The organism is uncultured Amnibacterium sp. (assembly GCF_964250715.1).
Classification (GTDB): Bacteria; Actinomycetota; Actinomycetes; order Actinomycetales; family Microbacteriaceae; genus Amnibacterium.
Window position 1 is genome coordinate 302,816 of sequence record NZ_CAXUGX010000001.1, and the last position, 15,525, is coordinate 318,340.

The window sequence follows — 15,525 nt, forward strand, 5'->3', positions numbered from 1 at the left end:
CACTGCGTCGACCAATCACTGCGTTCCTGCAGCACTGGCGGAAGTCGAGGCCGAGCGTGACCGCAACCGACACCCATACCTTCACCAACTGGGCAGGCAACCAGCACTGCACGCCGACGGCGATCGTGCAGCCGACCTCGGTGCAGGAGGTGCAGGAGGCGGTGACGCGCGCGACCGGCGACGGCCTGGGTGTGCGCGTGCGGGGAGCAGGCCACTCGTGGACGCCCCTCGTCGTGACCGACGACGTGATGCTCGACGTCGCTCGGCTGCACGGCGTCCGGTCGGTGGACACCGAGCGTTCGCGCGTGACGGTCGGGGCGGGGACGACGGTCGAGCAGTTGGGGCCGCTGCTCTGGGACCACGGGCTGTCGCTCAGCAACCAGGGCGACATCGACGCACAGACGGTCGGCGGCGCCATCAGCACGGCGACCCACGGGTCGGGTCTGCAGTTCACCGGCTTCTCGGGGGCGGTCACCGCCGTGGAGCTGGTCACCGCGTCGGGTGATGTCGTCCGGTTCGACGAGGGCACGCCCGAACTCGACGGCGCGCGCACGGCGCTCGGATCGCTGGGCGTGATCACAGCGGTGCAGCTGCAGGCGATGCCGGCGTACCGGCTGGCCGAGCGGATCGACTACTGGCCGCTCGAGCGGGTCCTCGACCAGTGGGAGTTCGAGACCTCGACCCGGCGGCACTTCTCGTTCTTCTGGGGGCCGTTCCCGGGCTCGCTCGCTATGTACGGGCTCGGCGCCGATCCCGAAGGAATCACCGATCCGTGCTTCGTGAAGCGGTACGACCAGCTCGCTGTCGACGACCTCGAGACGGTCGACGGTGCCGATCGCCTCGATCGCGCCTACCGAGTGTTCCCTCAGCCCTTCGACCTGGAGTTCTACGAGCTCGAGTACTTCGTCCCCTTCGCGGTGGCACTCGACGCGGTCGACGCGGCCCGCCGAGTCATCCTCAGCTACCCGGAGCAGCGCTTCCCGCTCGAAGTGCGCACTATTCGCCAGGAGCCCGGATGGCTCTCGCCGATGTACGGCAGTGACGCGGTGTCGCTGTCGGTGTCCGGCGTTCCGAACACCGACTACGAACCGTTCCTGCGTGCCTTCGATAGGGCATTGCAGCCGTTCTCCGCGCGTCCGCACTGGGGCAAGATGCACTACTTCGATGCCGAACGACTGCAGCAGGTGTATCCCGAGTACCAGCGGTTCGTCGATCTTCGACGTCGCATGGACCCGGACGGCGTCTTCCTGAACGACCACTTGACCGAGATGGTCCGCTGATGGCGGCGCTCCCGACGACCGCAGTGCTCGGTCTGGGCAACATGGGCGCCGCGGTCGCCGAGTGCCTGATCGGAGCCGGTGCACCGGTGATCGTGTGGAATCGCACTGCGGCGAAGGCGGCGGCGTTCGACGGGCGCTGCACTGTCGCATCCGATGCCCGAACGGCCGTGCAGGGTAGCGATGTCATCGTGTCGGTGCTGCCCGACTACGACACCGCTCGCGCGGTGCTGGGCGACCTGCGATCCGACCTGAGCGGCAGAACGGTGGTGCAGTTGTCGAGCGGCACCCCGGATGAGGCGCGCGAGTTGAGCGCGTCCCTCATCGCGGACGGGGCCCGCTATCTGGACGGCAAGATCTTCACCTATCCCGCCCGTGTCGGCGCGCCGATGACGCGATTCGCGTACTCCGGGTCTGCGGCCGCCTACGAGTACTGGAGTCCGGTCGGTACGGCGCTCGGCGGCCGGTCGACCTTCCTCGGCGACGACCCGGGCGCTGCCGCCGCGGTGGACCTCGGGTGGCTGTCGTTCCTGTACGGCGCGAGCGTCGGGCTGTTCCAGGCCGTCGCCTACGCCCGGGCAGAAGGGGTCGACGCAGCAGCGGTCTTCGACTCCGTCCCCTCGTGGCTGTCCGAACTCGACGCGGAGTCGTCGTACTACGACTTCCTGCACGGCCGTGCCGACTACTCCGGCGACCAGGCGACCCTGGAAGTCCATCTCGCCGCGATGAGCCACCTCGCCGAGGCGGCCCGGTCGCGCGGCATCTCCGCCGCGCTTCCCGACGTGCTGCTGCAGGTCTTCGGCCGAGCGATCAGCCTCGGCCACGGTTCGGACGAGCTCGCCGCGGGAATCGAAGCGCTCATTCACCCCTGACCAGGAGGCCCGCGGGCGGTGGAACGACCACCCGGGCAGCCCTGCCCGACGCCCGTGTGCGACTCCGCGATACACCAGCACGTCAGGCGAACGCGCCCGAGGTATCCGCATCCAGCGCATGGATGACCTCTGCGACGCCCGGGTCTCTAGGACGTCGATCGGTCGTGAGCCGTCGAAGAACGCGTTCGCTTCGACGAGTTGTGATGACGCTGGGTGGGTCGACCATGCTCAGGTGCACACTCCATATGACGACGCTCCGCAGCATCGCGGGCGGCATGAACGACCAGGAGAACACCCATGACCCTTGAAACCGGCTCGCCGCTGACCCTGCACGTCCGTCAATCCGACGGAACGCCGTTCGACCTCGACACCTACCGAGGCACCAGCAACGTGTTCGTCTACTTCATGCGCGCGCTCAACTGCGCGCAGTGCAACTCCGCGGTGCGAACACTGACCTCGCAGAAGGACGAGCTCGCCGCCGCGGACGTGCAGGTGGTCGTCGCCGTACCGGAGGACGCAGCCGCGGCGACGGCGTGGAAGGCGAAGCGGGGCGTGCCGTTCCCGGTGGTCGTCGGCCAGGACGGTACCCCGCATGCCGAGGCCGGCCTGCTCAAGAAGGTGTTCGGCGCCATTCAGCAGTCCGGAGGCGTGCTGCTCGACAAGCACGGGCGGGTCCAATACGCCCACGTCAGCACGAATCCGGGCGCCAGCTACCAGCGCGACGAGCTGAAGGCGGCCGTCGCGGCACTCCCGGCGGCCTGACCGAACCGGCGCCAGATCGCGCGGGGCTGCCGACGCGTGGCCCGTGAGCGGGTCGTTAGGGTTTCGCCGAACGGCGTGAGTTCCCCGTAAGGACCGGTGCCGTGCGCCGGATCCGGGACGACGCTGAATCGTGACGCTTCGTCATCCCGATTCTCCGGCCCGCCTGCGGCCACATGGCGTGGTCGACCGTCTGCTGCACGGGGATCGCGCCTGGGGCGGCTTGGACGTCTGGCCCTCACGGGGCGGTGTGGTGCGCTACCGGCTGACCGTGTACCCGCCCGGCACGAATGCGCGGGAGCGGATGCTGCACCGGATGTGGCGGGCATGGCCGCTGACCGGCGGCATCGTGTGGCTCGCCATCATGCTGGTCGTCGGCTCGTTCGCTTCGGCGCCGCAAGCCCTCTGGGCGGCCACGGGCACGATCGGCGTCGCCACCGCCGTGACGGCGTGGCTCACCAGGGGCCGGCCTCGGCCGCGAACACTCACCGCGCTGCTGGTCGACGACATCGGTGGGCGGCTGACCGCCGGGTGGTTCGTCGAGCTTCGCAACGCGTTCGAGGAGCTGGAGGCGACGGAGTTGCGCCTGCGGGCCGGCCGTATCTCCGCGGTGCAGTTCGAGGTGCGGTGGAGCGAGGTGTTCGCCGGGCTCGACCTTCCGCGCGTTCCGTCGGACGGTGCTCGGGCCCGGTACGGTGCGACGAGGAGCGGTCGAACCGGTCTGCGGCACCCCGAGCCGTGACCGATCCCGAACGCTGCCGGCCGTTTCTGCGCCGGGGCGATCAGTGCTGGGTCGGCTCGGTGGCCGGCTCCGGCACGAATCGGTAGCCCATGCCGGGTTCGGTCAGCAGGTACTTCGGCCGGGACGGATCCGGCTCGAGCTTCTTGCGCAGCTGAGCCAGGTACAGGCGCAGGTAGCCGGTATCGTTCGCGTGCCCCGGGCCCCACACCTCGCTGAGGACCGTGCGCTGCGTGACGAGGCGGCCCGGGTGGCGTAGCAGCAGCTCGATGATCGCCCACTCCGTGGGGGTCAGCCGCACGACCTGCTCCGTGCCTCCGACGCCGCGCGTGACTCGCCGGCTGGCCAGGTCGATCGCGACATCGCCGAACCGCACCGCCGGCGCCGCCGACGCATCGTCGGCGGCGATGCGCCGGGTGAGTGCCCGGATGCGGGCGAGCAGCTCGTCGGCGGCGAAGGGCTTGGTCACGTAGTCGTCCGCACCGGCGTCGAGCGCGGCGACCTTGTCGGCGGAGTCGGTGCGCCCCGACACCACCAGGATCGGGATGCGGCTCCAGCCGCGGATCGCCCGGATCACCTCGATGCCGTTCAGCTGCGGCATGCCGAGGTCGAGCATCACCAGATCGGGATGGTCGTGTGCCGCCGCGTCCAGGGCCTGCTTGCCGGTCCGCGCCAGCACCAGTTCGTACCCGTGCGCGCGCAGCAGGATCCGAAGCGCAGCGAGGATCTGGGGATCATCGTCCGCGACGACGACCTTCACGCGGTCGTCTCCAGATCCGGGTGCAGCACCCGGTCGCGCTCGGGCTGCCCGGCCTCGCCGATCTGCCCGATCTGCCCTGTGTGCTCGGCGGGGTCGAGCGGCAGGGCGATGACCATGGTCAGGCCGCCGCCGGGCGTGTCCTCCGCTTGCAGCGATCCGCCCATCCCCTCGGTGAAGCCCCTGGACAGGGCCAGCCCCAGTCCGATGCCGACCGTGTTGTCCGTGTCGCCGGACTGCTGGAACGCCTCGAACATGCTCGACCGGCGGTCCTCCGGCACACCCGGGCCGTGATCGACCACGCGGATCTCGACCGAGCCGCCGAAGACGCTCGCCCCGACCTCCGGGGGAGCACCCGGCGGCGAGTACCGCAACGCGTTCGCCAGCAGGTTCACGAGTACCCGCTGCAAGAGGCCGGCGTCCGCGCGGACCGCCGGCACATCGTCCGGGATCCGCAGCACGACACCGCCCGGCGGTACCGCGAGTTCCTCCAGCACCGGCGGCAGCACGTCGTCCACGTCCACCGCGGCGAGCGAGACCGCCAGCACCCCCGCCTGCACGCGGCTGACGTCCAGCAGGTTCGTCACGAGGTCGGCCAGGTTCGACAGTCCCGCCTCGGCGCTCTTCAGGAGTGCGGCGCGGTCCGCCTGCGAGAGCTTGGTGGAGGGGGAGCGCAGCCCCGTCACCGCCGCCGTCGCAACCGCCAGGGGGCGGCGCAGGTCGTGCCCCACCGCGGCGAGCAGCGCGCTGCGCACCCGGTCGGTCTCGGCCAGCGGTGCCAGCTCGCTGGCGGAGACGGTCAGGTTCTGATGCTGCAGCGCGGCGTCCAGCTGAGTGACGATGACACCGAGCACGCGCCGGTCCGTGGCCTGGATGTCGTTGCCGACCAGCATGAGCGAGGCCCGCTCGCCGACCGGCAGCGTCGTGACGGTCCCCTTCGCCCCATCGGCGCCGTCGCTGGCGATGACGACGTCGCCGGAGACGAGCCGGACGGCCTCCAGGCCGAACGCCTCGCGGGTGCGCGAGACGATCGCGCCGAGCGCGTCGCCGCCCCGCAGCACGCTGCCCGCCACGGTGGCCAGCACCTCCGACTCCGCCGCGGACCGGTTGGCCGAGCGGGTGCGCCGGGCGGCCTGATCGACGACCAGACTGACCAGCACTCCGTTGACCACGTACAGGGCCAGGGCGAGGAAGTGGATCGGGCGCGCGACGCTCAGCTGCTCGATCGGCTCCACGAACAGGAAGTCGAGGGTGAGCCCGGACAGCACGGCCGCGAACGATGCCGGCAGCACTCCGCCGACCAGGGCGACGAGCACGACGAGCAGTTGGAACGCCAGCGCGTCGGCGGTCAGCGACTCGGTCGACCGCAGCGCGACGAGCAGCAGGGACAGCAGCGGCCCGCCGACGAGCGCCACCGCGAAGCCGGCGACGCGCCGCTCGATGCTGAGTGCGCCGCGGGTGTGGGGCAGCACGAGCCGCTGCCGGCCCGCCGCGGCGTGGTTGACGATGTGCACGTCGATATCGCCGGAGTCGCGGGTCACCGTGGAGCCGATGCCCGGCCCGGTCAAAAAGGCGAGCAGGCGGCTGCGCCGCGAGACGCCGATCACGAGCTGGGTCGCGTTGACGCCGCGCGCGAATGCGACGAGCGCCTCCGGGATGTCGCGGCCGATCACCTGGTGATAGGTGCCGCCGAGCTGTTCGACCAGGGTGCGCTGGCTGGCCAGGGCGTGCGGGTCGATCTCCCGAAGCCCGTCGTCGCTCGTGACGTGCACCGCCAGCAGATCTCCGCCGGACGCGCGGGCCGCGATGCGGGCGCCGCGCCGCAGCAGGGTCTCGCCCTCCCGGCCGCCGGTCAGGGCGACGACCACGCGCTCGCGCGCCTCCCAATGGGCGTCGATGCCGTGTTCCTGCCGGTACCGCTGCAGCGCGGAGTCGACCTCGTCGGCGAGCCACAGCAGCGCCAGCTCGCGCAGCGCGGTCAGGTTGCCCAGGCGGAAGTAGTTCGACAGGGCGGCGTCGATCCGGCTCGCCGGGTAGACGTCGCCGTCGGCGAGCCGATCGCGAAGCGCCTGCGGCGTCAGGTCGACCAGCTCGGTCTGGTCGGCGCGGCGCAGCACCGCGTCGGGGATGGTCTCGCGCTGCGGGACGCCGGTGATCTGCTCGACGACATCGTTCAATGACTCGATGTGCTGGATGTTGACGGTCGACAGCACGTGGATGCCGGCCTCCAGCAGCGTCTCCACGTCCTGCCAGCGCTTCTCGTGCTGGGAACCCGGGGCGTTCGTGTGCGCGAGCTCGTCGACCAGCGCGATCTGCGGACGCCGGGCCAGGATCGCATCCAGGTCCATCTCGGTCAGATGGACGCCGCGGTGCTCCACCTCCCGGCGGGGGATCGTCTCGATGCCGGGCAGCAGTGCGGCGGTGCCGCGTCGCTCGTGGGTTTCCACGACCGCGACCACCACGTCACGGCCGAGGCCGGTCAGCCGCAGGCCCTCCTCCAGCATCGCGTAGGTCTTGCCGACCCCGGGGGCGGCGCCGAGGAACACACGAAGTCGTCCCCTGCCCATCGCCCCTCCAGCCTCAGCCGTTGCCGTTCGGATCCATCGTCGCCAATGCGACGTTCAACTGCAGCACATTCACCGTCGATTGTCCGAGATAGCCGAGATCAGGGCCCTGCGTGAACTTATCCACCAGGGCGCGCACCGCGGTTGCGCTGAGGCCGCGCTCCTCGGCGATGGCGCCGACCTGCAGCCGCGCGTAGGCGGGGGAGATGTGCGGGTCCAGGCCGGAGCCGGAGGCGGTGACGGCGTCGGCGGGGATCTGGTCGGCGCTCACGCCGTACAGCGACTCGATCTGCTGCTTGCGCTCCTCGATCGCCTTGACGAGGTCGGGGTTGTTGGGGCCCAGGTTGCTGGCGCTGGAGGCGCCGCCGTCGTACCCGTCGCCGGCGGCGGATGGGCGTGACTGGAACCAGCGGACGATCGGAGCGCCCTTGGCGGTGGTGAAGGACTGTCCGATCAGGCTGGAGCCGATCGTCTTGCCGCCGACGACGACAGCGGATCCGTTGGACTGCGCCGGCAGGATCAGCTGGCCGATGCCCGTGATCGCGAACGTGTAGAGGATCGAGACGACGGTCAGCGCGATCAGGACGCGCAGGGCGACCAGGTACTGCCGGGACGAGCCGCGCAGCGGGGTGGTGGACATGGGAAGTGGTGCCTCTTCGTTCGGTCGTGCGTCGGTTCGGCGGATGCGGGTGCGGCTCAGAAGCCGGGGATCAGGCTGACGAGCAGGTCGATCAGCTTGATGCCGAGGAAGGGCGCGATCAGGCCGCCGACTCCGTAGATCAGCAGGTTCGTGCTCAGCAGCCGGGACGCGCCCGACGGCCGGTACTGCACGCCGCGCAGGGCGAGCGGGATCAGGGCGACGATGATCACCGCGTTGAAGATGACGGCGGAGAGGATCGCGGAGTCGGGCGAGTGCAGCTGCATGACGTTGATCGCCTGCAGCCCCGGGAACACGCCCACGAACATCGCCGGGATGATCGCGAAGTACTTGGCGACGTCGTTCGCGATCGAGAACGTCGTCAGCGCACCGCGGGTGATCAGCAACTGCTTGCCGATCGTCACCACGTCGATCAGCTTCGTCGGGTCGGAGTCGAGGTCGACCATGTTGCCGGCCTCTTTGGCCGCCGACGTGCCGGTGTTCATCGCGACTCCGACGTCCGCCTGCGCGAGCGCGGGCGCGTCGTTGGTGCCGTCCCCGGTCATCGCGACCAGGTGGCCGCCCTCCTGCTCGCGCCGGATCAGCGCGAGCTTGTCCTCCGGGGTCGCCTCGGCGAGCACGTCGTCGACGCCGGCCTCGGCGGCGATCGCCTTCGCGGTGATCGGGTTGTCGCCGGTGACCATCACGGTGCGGATGCCCATGGCGCGCAGGCTGGCGAAGCGCTCCGCCAGGCCGGTCTTCACGATGTCCTTCAGGTAGATCACGCCGAGCAGCTGGCCCCTGCCGTCCGGTCCCTGCGTCGCGACCGCGAGCGGGGTGCCGCCGGATTCGGAGATGTGCTGCACCTCGCGATGCAGGTCGTCGACGGCGGCCTGCGCAAGCGGTCCGGACTCGCCGGCCCAGGCCAGCACCTGGGCGGCGGCGCCCTTGCGGATACGTGTGCCGTCGGTCAGGTCGAGTCCGCTCATGCGCGTCTGCGCGGTGAACGGGACCGCTTCGCCGCCGCCGTCGGCGGGGCGCTCGTGGCCGAGCTCGGAGGCGAGGTCGAGTACAGAGGCGCCCTCGGGCGTCGGGTCGCTGAGCGAGGCGAGCGCCGCGGCGCGGATCAGTGCCACCTGCGACGCACCGCCGACCGCGGTGAAGGCGGCAGCGCGGCGGTTGCCGTAGGTGATGGTGCCGGTCTTGTCGAGCAGCAGGGTGGTCACATCGCCGGCGGCCTCGACGGCACGCCCGGACATCGCCAGCACGTTGTGCTGCACCAGCCGGTCCATCCCGGCGATGCCGATGGCGGACAGCAGCGCGCCGATCGTGGTGGGGATCAGGCACACCAGCAGCGCGATCAGCACCGTGATGCTGGGCGCGGCCTTCGCGAAGCCGGCGATCGGCCCGAGCGTCAGCACGACGACGACGAAGATGATCGTCAGGCTGGCGAGCAGCACGTTCAGGGCGATCTCGTTCGGTGTCTTCTGCCGAACGGCGCCCTCGACGAGCTTGATCATGCGGTCGACGAACGTCTCGCCCGGCCGGCTCGTGATGCGCACGACGATGCGGTCGGACAGCACGCGGGTGCCGCCGGTCACCGCACTGCGGTCGCCGCCGGACTCGCGGACGACGGGCGCGGATTCGCCGGTGATCGCGGACTCGTCGACCGAGGCGATACCCCAGATGATGTCGCCGTCGCCCGGGATCGGCTCCCCGGCGCTCACGACGACGACATCGCCGAGCGTCAGATCGGCGGAGGCGACCTGACTGGTCGCCGCGCGCTCGGCGCCCGCGTCACCGCGCTCGTCGTACTGATCGACACGGTTGGCGATGGTGGTGGTGCGCGTCTTGCGCAGGGCGGCGGCCTGGGCCTTGCCCCGCCCCTCCGCCACCGACTCGGCCAGGGTGGCGAAGAGCACCGTCAGCCACAGCCAGATCGCGATCAGCCACGTGAAGGTGATCGTCGCGCCGGTGGTCGTCGAGTCGCCGACGAAGGGCAGCGCCACGGCCAGCACGGTGGTGAGCGCCGCGCCCACCTCGACGATGAACATGACGGGGTTGTGCCAGAGTTCCCGCGGGCTGAGCTTCACGAACGCACCGGGCAGGCCGCGGATCAGCTGACCCGCGCTGAACGCGCCCTGCGGCGCCTTCTGGGGCGTGTGCTTCTGCGGGGCCCGGTCCGGCGCCGTCTCGGGCGTGGTCGGTGTGGTCGTGGTGGTGGTCATGGTCAGACGAGCCCTTCCGCCAGGGGACCCAGCGCGAGAACGGGGAAGTAGGTCAGTGCCGACACCACGAGCACGGTGCCGAAGACGAGCACGGCGAACTGCGGCCGGTGCGTCGGCAGGGTGCCCTCGTTCGCCGGCCGCACGTCCTGCGTCGCGAACGAGCCGGCCAGGGCGAGCACGAACACGATGGGCAGGTAGCGGCCGAGGAACATAGCTCCCGCCAGTGCCGCGTTCAACCACGGCGTATTCGCGGTGATACCGCCGAACGCCGAGCCGTTGTTGTTGCCCGCGGAGGTGAAGGCGTAGAGCACCTCGGAGAAGCCGTGCTGCCCTGGGTTGAAGATCGACACCTTGGTCAGGTCGCCGGTCAACGCGGGAATCGCGAAGCTGATCCCCAGCCCGGCCAGCACGATGGCCGGCGTGGTCAGCAGGTAGAGGCTCGCGAGCTTGATCTCGCGGCCGCCGACCTGCTTGCCGAGGAACGTCGGCGTGCGGCCGATCATCAGTCCGGCGAGGAACACCGCCACGATCGCGATGATCAGGAAGCCGTACAGCCCCGAGCCGACGCCGCCGGGAGCCAGTTCGCCGAGCATCATGTTGATCAGCGTCATCATGCCGCCGAGCGGCGTCAGGCTGTCGTGCGCAGCGTCGACCGCGCCGGTGGAGGTCAGTGTCGTCGAGGTGCCGAAGAGCGTCGAGGCGAGGATGCCGAAGCGCTGCTCCTTGCCCTCCATCGCCCCGGCGGCGGTGCGGGTGGCACTGCCTCCGCCGGCGTACTCGAACAGCGTCAGGGAGATCAGCGAGAGCAGGAACAGGCTCGACATGACCGCGAGCACCGTGCGGCCCTGGCGGCGGTCGCCGACCATGATCCCGAAGGTGCGGGCCAGCGAGAACGGGATCAGCAGCATCAGGAAGATCTCGAACAGGTTCGTCCATGCCGTCGGGTTCTCGAACGGGTGCGCGGAGTTGGCGTTGAAGAAGCCGCCGCCGTTCGTGCCGAGCTCCTTGATCGCCTCCTGCGATGCGGCCGGACCGCCGGGGATCGTCGCCGTGCCGCCGGTCAGGGTCTGCACGTGCTCGAACCCGTTGAAGTTCTGCACGACGCCGCCGATGATCAGCACGATCGCCGCGACCACCGAGAACGGCAGCAGGATCCGCAGCACCCCACGGGTCAGGTCGACCCAGAAGTTGCCGATCGTCGTGCTGCGGCGAGCGGCGAGCCCGCGCACCAGGGCGATCGCGACGGCCAGACCGACCGCGGCGGAGGCGAAGTTCTGCACGACCAGGCCGGCGAACTGCACGGTGTAGCCCATGGTCAACTCCGGCGAGTACGACTGCCAGTTCGTGTTCGTCACGAACGAGACGGCCGTGTTGAACGCGAGCCCCTCCGGGATCGCGGGCAGGCCGAGCGACCCGGGCAGCACCGCCTGCAGCCGCTGCAGGGCGTAGAGCACCAGCACGCCGAGCACCGAGAACGCCAGCACGCCGCGCAGGTAGTTGCGCCAGCTCTGGCTGGACCCGGACTGCACGCCGACCAGGCGGTAGAAGCCGCGCTCGATCGCAAGGTCGCGGTCGGAGGTGAAGGTGCGTGCCATGTAGGCGCCCAGCGGGCGGTAGCAGAGGGCGAGTAGCAGCGCGAGGGTCGCGAGCTGCGCGATGAAGAGGAGCACGGTCATGGTCAGAACCGCTCCGGCTTCACGAGCGCCACGACGAGGTAGACGAGCGAGGCGAGGGCCAGCACCGCGGCCAGCAGATCGAAGACGATCACAGCTTCTCCACCGCCCGTCCGACCAGTGCGACCATGGCGGCGAGCACGATCACGCCCGCCACACACACGACATCCAGCACGGCTACTCCGTCACAGATCGACCAGCACGCGGGCAGGGTCCTGCCGCGATCCCCGGTCGCTGTGACCGGAACGACTGATCTCACTCCCGGCCGGAGCGCGGACCTGCGTTCCTAACGCGATCCCTACGGGCGGGCCGCGATTCCTCACACGCTGCTCACGCCCGCTCGGGCGCTGCGGTCCATCCGCACGACCGCGAAGTATTCAGGCGATGTCGAGACCGCGGGCCGGATCCGGCCCGGATCCTCCTTCGCTTCTCGATCTGTCCTGAATTCCTCGGCTCGGGACGGTGGACTCGAAGGTTGTCAGGGCCGATTCGAGCATGCCGACGAGCACCTGCAGTTCGGCCTCGGTCGTCACGAGCGGCGGAGCGACCAGCACCGCGTCGAGGAATCCGCCCGTCGCGACGTAGACGATCGCCCCGGCGGCTCTGGCGTTCTCGGCGAACCGTGCGGCGGTGACGCCGGGGGCGGCGCCCGGGTCGAGTTCGAGCTCGACGGCCTGCAGCATCCCAATGCCGCGCACCTCGGCCACCACCGGGTGGGCGGCGGCGAGGCGGTCGAGCAGGAGTCGCAGCACCGCGCCCGTGCGCTCGGCCCGCTCGACCAGGCGCTCCTGCTCCATCACGTCGAGCACGGCGAGGGCCGTCGCGGCGGCGAGCGGGTTGCCTCCGTAGGTGTGACCGCCGGCGATGCGCCCGCTGCCGGCGGCGATCGCGTCGAGCACCGGCGCGTCGAGGAGCACGCCGGCGATGCTCGCGTAGCCGGCACCCAGGCCCTTGCCGAGGGCGACGAGGTCGGCCCGCACACCCCAGTGGTCGGCGGCGAGCACGCGGCCGGTGCGGCCCATGCCCGAGAGCACCTCGTCGAACACCAGCAGCGCACCGAACTCGTCGGCGAGGGATCGCAGTCCCGGCAGGTAGCCGTCCGGCGGCACGGTCGCCCCCAGGGTGGCGCCGCCGACGGGCTCGACGACGATCGCCGCGATACGGTCGCGGTTCCGTTCGAGCGCTGCGCGGGCGCCGGCGAGCAGCTGGTCGGTGTGCAGCCGTTCCGCGGCGGGGGACGGGTCGCGGCGGGTGGCGGGCGCCTCCAGTTCGGCGAAGGCGTACGCCAGATCGCCCACCACGGCGCGCCGCCCGTGACCGGAGAGCGACAGACCGCCGAGCGTGTTGCCGTGGTAGCCGCGCCGGTGGGAGAGGAACCACTGCCGCTCCGGCCGCCCCGTCTCGCGGTGGTACTGCAGCGCGAACTGCATGGCCGCCTCGACCGCCTCCGATCCGCTGCCGACGAGCCACGCCGCGGCGTAGCCGGTCAGGGCGGTGAGGCGCTCGGCGAGCCGCAGAGTCGGTTCGGGCGCGAACGCGCCGCGGTGCACGAAGGTCAGCCGGGCGGCCTGGTCGGCGATCGCGGCCACGATCCGCGGGTGGGCGTGACCGAGGGCGGACACGACCGCGCCGCTGCAGGCGTCGAAATACCGCCGGCCCGCGTCGTCCTGCAGCCAGACGCCCCGGCCGCGGACCGCGACCGGCAGGTCGGCGTTCAGCACGTTCTGCACCAGCGCGCGCCGCCGCGTCTCGATCACGCGGGTCAGGGTACAGGCGGGGCCGGATGCTCCCTCGGCCACACGTTCACGCTGTGGATCCAAATGCACTGCCGGTATCTGGCCGCCCGGACGTTCATAGACGACGCACTGCAGACCCATCGGAGCTGCGTTGTCCGCGCTCAGACGATGAGCACATGACGACTTCGACAGTTGCTGCCGGCCGCGCACCACACAGTGTTGACAGCCGCGCCCTGCACCGCCCGGTGGAGCGCGATCGCACGCGGATCCGGTGGGTGCGCCCGTCGTTCTGCGGGCTGCTCGCCCTCACCGCCGCCCTGTACCTGTGGGCGCTGGCGGACAGCGGCACGGCCAACAGCTTCTACGCCGCCGCGGTGCAGGCCGGCGCGACCAGCTGGAAGGCGTTCTTCTTCGGGTCCCTCGACTCGGCCAACTTCATCACCGTCGACAAGCCGCCGGCCTCCCTATGGGTGATGGCGTTGTCGGCGCGGCTCTTCGGCTTCTCCAGCTGGAGCCTGCTGGTGCCGCAGGCGCTGATGGGCGTCGCCTCTGTCGCGCTGGTGTTCGCCACCGTCCGCCGCACTCTCGCGATGCTGGGTGCGCGGGCGAGCGCCGTCGGCGGCCTGCTCGGCGGTCTGGTGCTCGCGGCGACGCCGGGCGCGGCGCTGATGTTCCGCTTCGACAACCCGGATGCGCTGCTGACCCTGCTGATGACGGTCGCCGCGTACTGCGTCGTCCGTGCGCTGCCGGCGGCATCGTGGAGATGGCTCACGCTCGCCGGTGCGGCGCTGGGCTTCGCGTTCCTGACCAAGATGCTGCAGGGTCTGCTCGTCTTGCCGGCCTTCGGCCTCGTCTACCTGGTCGCGGCCGACGCGACCCTCGGGCGCCGCATCCGGCACCTGCTCGTCGCCGCCGGCGCGCTCGTCGTCGCGGCCGGCTGGTGGGTGCTGGCGGTCGCGCTCTGGCCGGCGGACGCCCGGCCCTACATCGGCGGCTCGACCAACAACTCCGTGCTCGACCTGGTGTTCGGCTACAACGGCCTCGGTCGCCTGTTCGGCGGCAGCGGGAACGGCGGAGGCGGCGGGTCCGGGTCCTCCGGATCCAGCTTCGGCGGCGAGACGGGGCTGCAGCGGCTGTTCTCCGGCGAGATGGGCCTGGAGATCTCTTGGCTGCTGCCGGCCGCACTGCTGGCCCTGGTGCTCGGCCTGGTCGCCACCCGGCGCCGCGGTCGCCTGGACCCGCTCCGCGCCGGCCTCGTCACCTGGGGCGGCTGGCTGCTGGTCACCGGCCTGGTGTTCAGCTTCATGAGCGGCACGATCCACCCCTATTACACGGTCGCCCTCGCACCCGCGCTCGGCGGCCTGGTCGGCACGGCCGGGGTGCTGCTGTGGACGCGGCGGCGGACCTGGCTCGGGCGGGCGGGCCTCGCCGGGATGGTCGCGGTCAGCGGTGTCATGGCGTTCGTCCTGCTGAGCGAGAACGCGAGCTGGCTGCCGTGGCTGCGGTGGACCCTGCTGACCGGCGCGGTGCTGTCGACCGCGGGGATCGTGCTCGGGTCGTGGCTCCGCTCCCGTGGTGCGGCCCGACTGCTGGCCGTCACGGTGCTGACCGGCACGCTCTTCGGGCTCGGTGGCAGTGCCGCCTGGGCGGTTTCGACCGCGTCCGTCGCGCACACGGGATCCATCCCCTCCTCCGGCTCGGTGACGAGCGCATCGGGATTCGGCGGCGGCGCGGGCGGAGGCATGCCGGGTACCGGAACTGGGTCCGGTGGGAGCGCGCCGAGCGGCACGCGCCCGGGCGCCGGCGGCGCCACCGGAGCGGGCAGCGTCACGGGAGCAGGCATGGCGACCGGCACCGCCGGCGTCGGTACGCGGGGCGGCACGGCGACCTCCTCCGCGGCGCTCACGACGCTGCTGAAGTCGGCCGGCACGCGGTGGTCGGCGGCGACGGATGGATCGCAGCCCGCGGCGACCCTGGAGCTGGCCAGCGGCACGGCCGTGATGGCGATCGGCGGCTGGAGCAGCGACCCCACCCCGACGCTGGCGCAGTTCCAGGCCGCGGTGAAGGCGGGACAGGTGCACTACTACCTCGGCTCGACAGGTGGTGCCCAAGGCGGCGGCGCCGGCGGTGCGGGAACGGGTGCGGGAACGGGTACAGGAATGGGCGCGGGCGGTCAGGGCGGCTCGACCTCGACCGCGATCAGCACCTGGGTGAAGGCGCACTTCATGGCGACGACGGTCGGCGGCTCGACGGTCTACGACCTGACCAAGGCGACCTCGTAGC

General features: G+C 71.1%; 12 protein-coding genes. 5 read left to right on the forward strand and 7 right to left on the reverse strand.

Annotation, left to right across the window (positions count from 1 at the left end):
* Positions 1-56: 56 nt before the first annotated feature.
* The 4 genes from ACFE7H_RS01415 (at position 57) to ACFE7H_RS01430 (ending at position 3,650) form a co-directional block, all read left to right on the forward strand.
* On the forward strand, positions 57-1,280 hold the full coding sequence (locus tag ACFE7H_RS01415; protein ID WP_375399403.1) for a D-arabinono-1,4-lactone oxidase: 1,224 nt from the start codon (positions 57-59) through the stop codon (positions 1,278-1,280).
* Positions 1,280-2,149, forward strand: a complete 870-nt coding sequence (locus ACFE7H_RS01420) for an NAD(P)-dependent oxidoreductase (RefSeq protein WP_375399404.1) — start codon at positions 1,280-1,282, stop codon at positions 2,147-2,149. Before ACFE7H_RS01415 ends, ACFE7H_RS01420 begins: the two co-directional genes overlap by 1 nt.
* 297 nt (positions 2,150-2,446) lie before the next feature.
* Positions 2,447-2,911, forward strand: coding sequence for a redoxin domain-containing protein (locus tag ACFE7H_RS01425; RefSeq protein WP_375399405.1), 465 nt, complete (start codon positions 2,447-2,449; stop codon positions 2,909-2,911).
* Between the two features lie 178 nt (positions 2,912-3,089).
* Entirely contained in the window at positions 3,090-3,650 is a 561-nt protein-coding gene (locus ACFE7H_RS01430) for a DUF6611 family protein (RefSeq protein ID WP_375399406.1), read from the forward strand.
* Positions 3,651-3,690: 40 nt separating this feature from the next.
* Here ACFE7H_RS01430 and ACFE7H_RS01435 read toward each other — a convergent pair whose 3' ends face one another.
* The 7 genes from ACFE7H_RS01435 to ACFE7H_RS01465 form a co-directional block, all read right to left on the reverse strand.
* Positions 3,691-4,407 carry a response regulator gene (locus tag ACFE7H_RS01435; RefSeq protein WP_375399407.1) on the reverse strand — a complete coding sequence of 239 codons (717 nt, stop codon included), beginning with the start codon at positions 4,405-4,407 and terminating at the stop codon, positions 3,691-3,693.
* Positions 4,404-6,971 (reverse strand): ATP-binding protein, encoded by a 2,568-nt coding sequence (locus ACFE7H_RS01440; protein ID WP_375399408.1) that lies wholly within the window; start codon positions 6,969-6,971, stop codon positions 4,404-4,406. Before ACFE7H_RS01440 ends, ACFE7H_RS01435 begins: the two co-directional genes overlap by 4 nt.
* Positions 6,972-6,984: 13 nt before the next feature.
* Positions 6,985-7,608, reverse strand: a complete 624-nt coding sequence (gene kdpC, locus ACFE7H_RS01445) for a potassium-transporting ATPase subunit KdpC (RefSeq protein WP_375399409.1) — start codon at positions 7,606-7,608, stop codon at positions 6,985-6,987.
* A 56-nt stretch (positions 7,609-7,664) separates the two neighbouring features.
* Complete coding sequence (kdpB, locus tag ACFE7H_RS01450) at positions 7,665-9,833, reverse strand: potassium-transporting ATPase subunit KdpB (protein ID WP_375399410.1); 2,169 nt, start codon at positions 9,831-9,833, stop codon at positions 7,665-7,667.
* A gap of 2 nt (positions 9,834-9,835) precedes the next feature.
* Positions 9,836-11,509 (reverse strand): potassium-transporting ATPase subunit KdpA, encoded by a 1,674-nt coding sequence (kdpA, locus tag ACFE7H_RS01455; protein WP_375399411.1) that lies wholly within the window; start codon positions 11,507-11,509, stop codon positions 9,836-9,838.
* Between the two features lie 2 nt (positions 11,510-11,511).
* Complete coding sequence (locus ACFE7H_RS01460) at positions 11,512-11,601, reverse strand: potassium-transporting ATPase subunit F (RefSeq protein WP_375399412.1); 90 nt, start codon at positions 11,599-11,601, stop codon at positions 11,512-11,514.
* 282 nt (positions 11,602-11,883) lie between these two features.
* Positions 11,884-13,263, reverse strand: a complete 1,380-nt coding sequence (locus ACFE7H_RS01465) for an aspartate aminotransferase family protein (protein WP_375399413.1) — start codon at positions 13,261-13,263, stop codon at positions 11,884-11,886.
* A 155-nt stretch (positions 13,264-13,418) separates the two neighbouring features.
* Between ACFE7H_RS01465 and ACFE7H_RS01470 the strand changes: the two genes are divergently transcribed.
* Positions 13,419-15,524 (forward strand): glycosyltransferase family 39 protein, encoded by a 2,106-nt coding sequence (locus ACFE7H_RS01470; protein ID WP_375399414.1) that lies wholly within the window; start codon positions 13,419-13,421, stop codon positions 15,522-15,524.
* The last annotated feature ends 1 nt before the right edge of the window (position 15,525 follow it).

Excerpts from the sequence above, each read along its gene's own strand:
- ACFE7H_RS01425 (WP_375399405.1), top strand. The coding sequence starts at position 2,447 with ATGACCCTTGAAACCGGCTCGCCGCTGACCCTGCACGTCCGTCAATCC.
- ACFE7H_RS01470 (WP_375399414.1), top strand. The coding sequence starts at position 13,419 with ATGACGACTTCGACAGTTGCTGCCGGCCGCGCACCACACAGTGTTGAC.
- kdpA (WP_375399411.1), bottom strand. The coding sequence starts at position 11,509 with ATGACCGTGCTCCTCTTCATCGCGCAGCTCGCGACCCTCGCGCTGCTA.
- kdpC (WP_375399409.1), bottom strand. The coding sequence starts at position 7,608 with ATGTCCACCACCCCGCTGCGCGGCTCGTCCCGGCAGTACCTGGTCGCC.
- ACFE7H_RS01440 (WP_375399408.1), bottom strand. The coding sequence starts at position 6,971 with ATGGGCAGGGGACGACTTCGTGTGTTCCTCGGCGCCGCCCCCGGGGTC.
- kdpB (WP_375399410.1), bottom strand. The coding sequence starts at position 9,833 with ATGACCACCACCACGACCACACCGACCACGCCCGAGACGGCGCCGGAC.
- ACFE7H_RS01420 (WP_375399404.1), top strand. The coding sequence starts at position 1,280 with ATGGCGGCGCTCCCGACGACCGCAGTGCTCGGTCTGGGCAACATGGGC.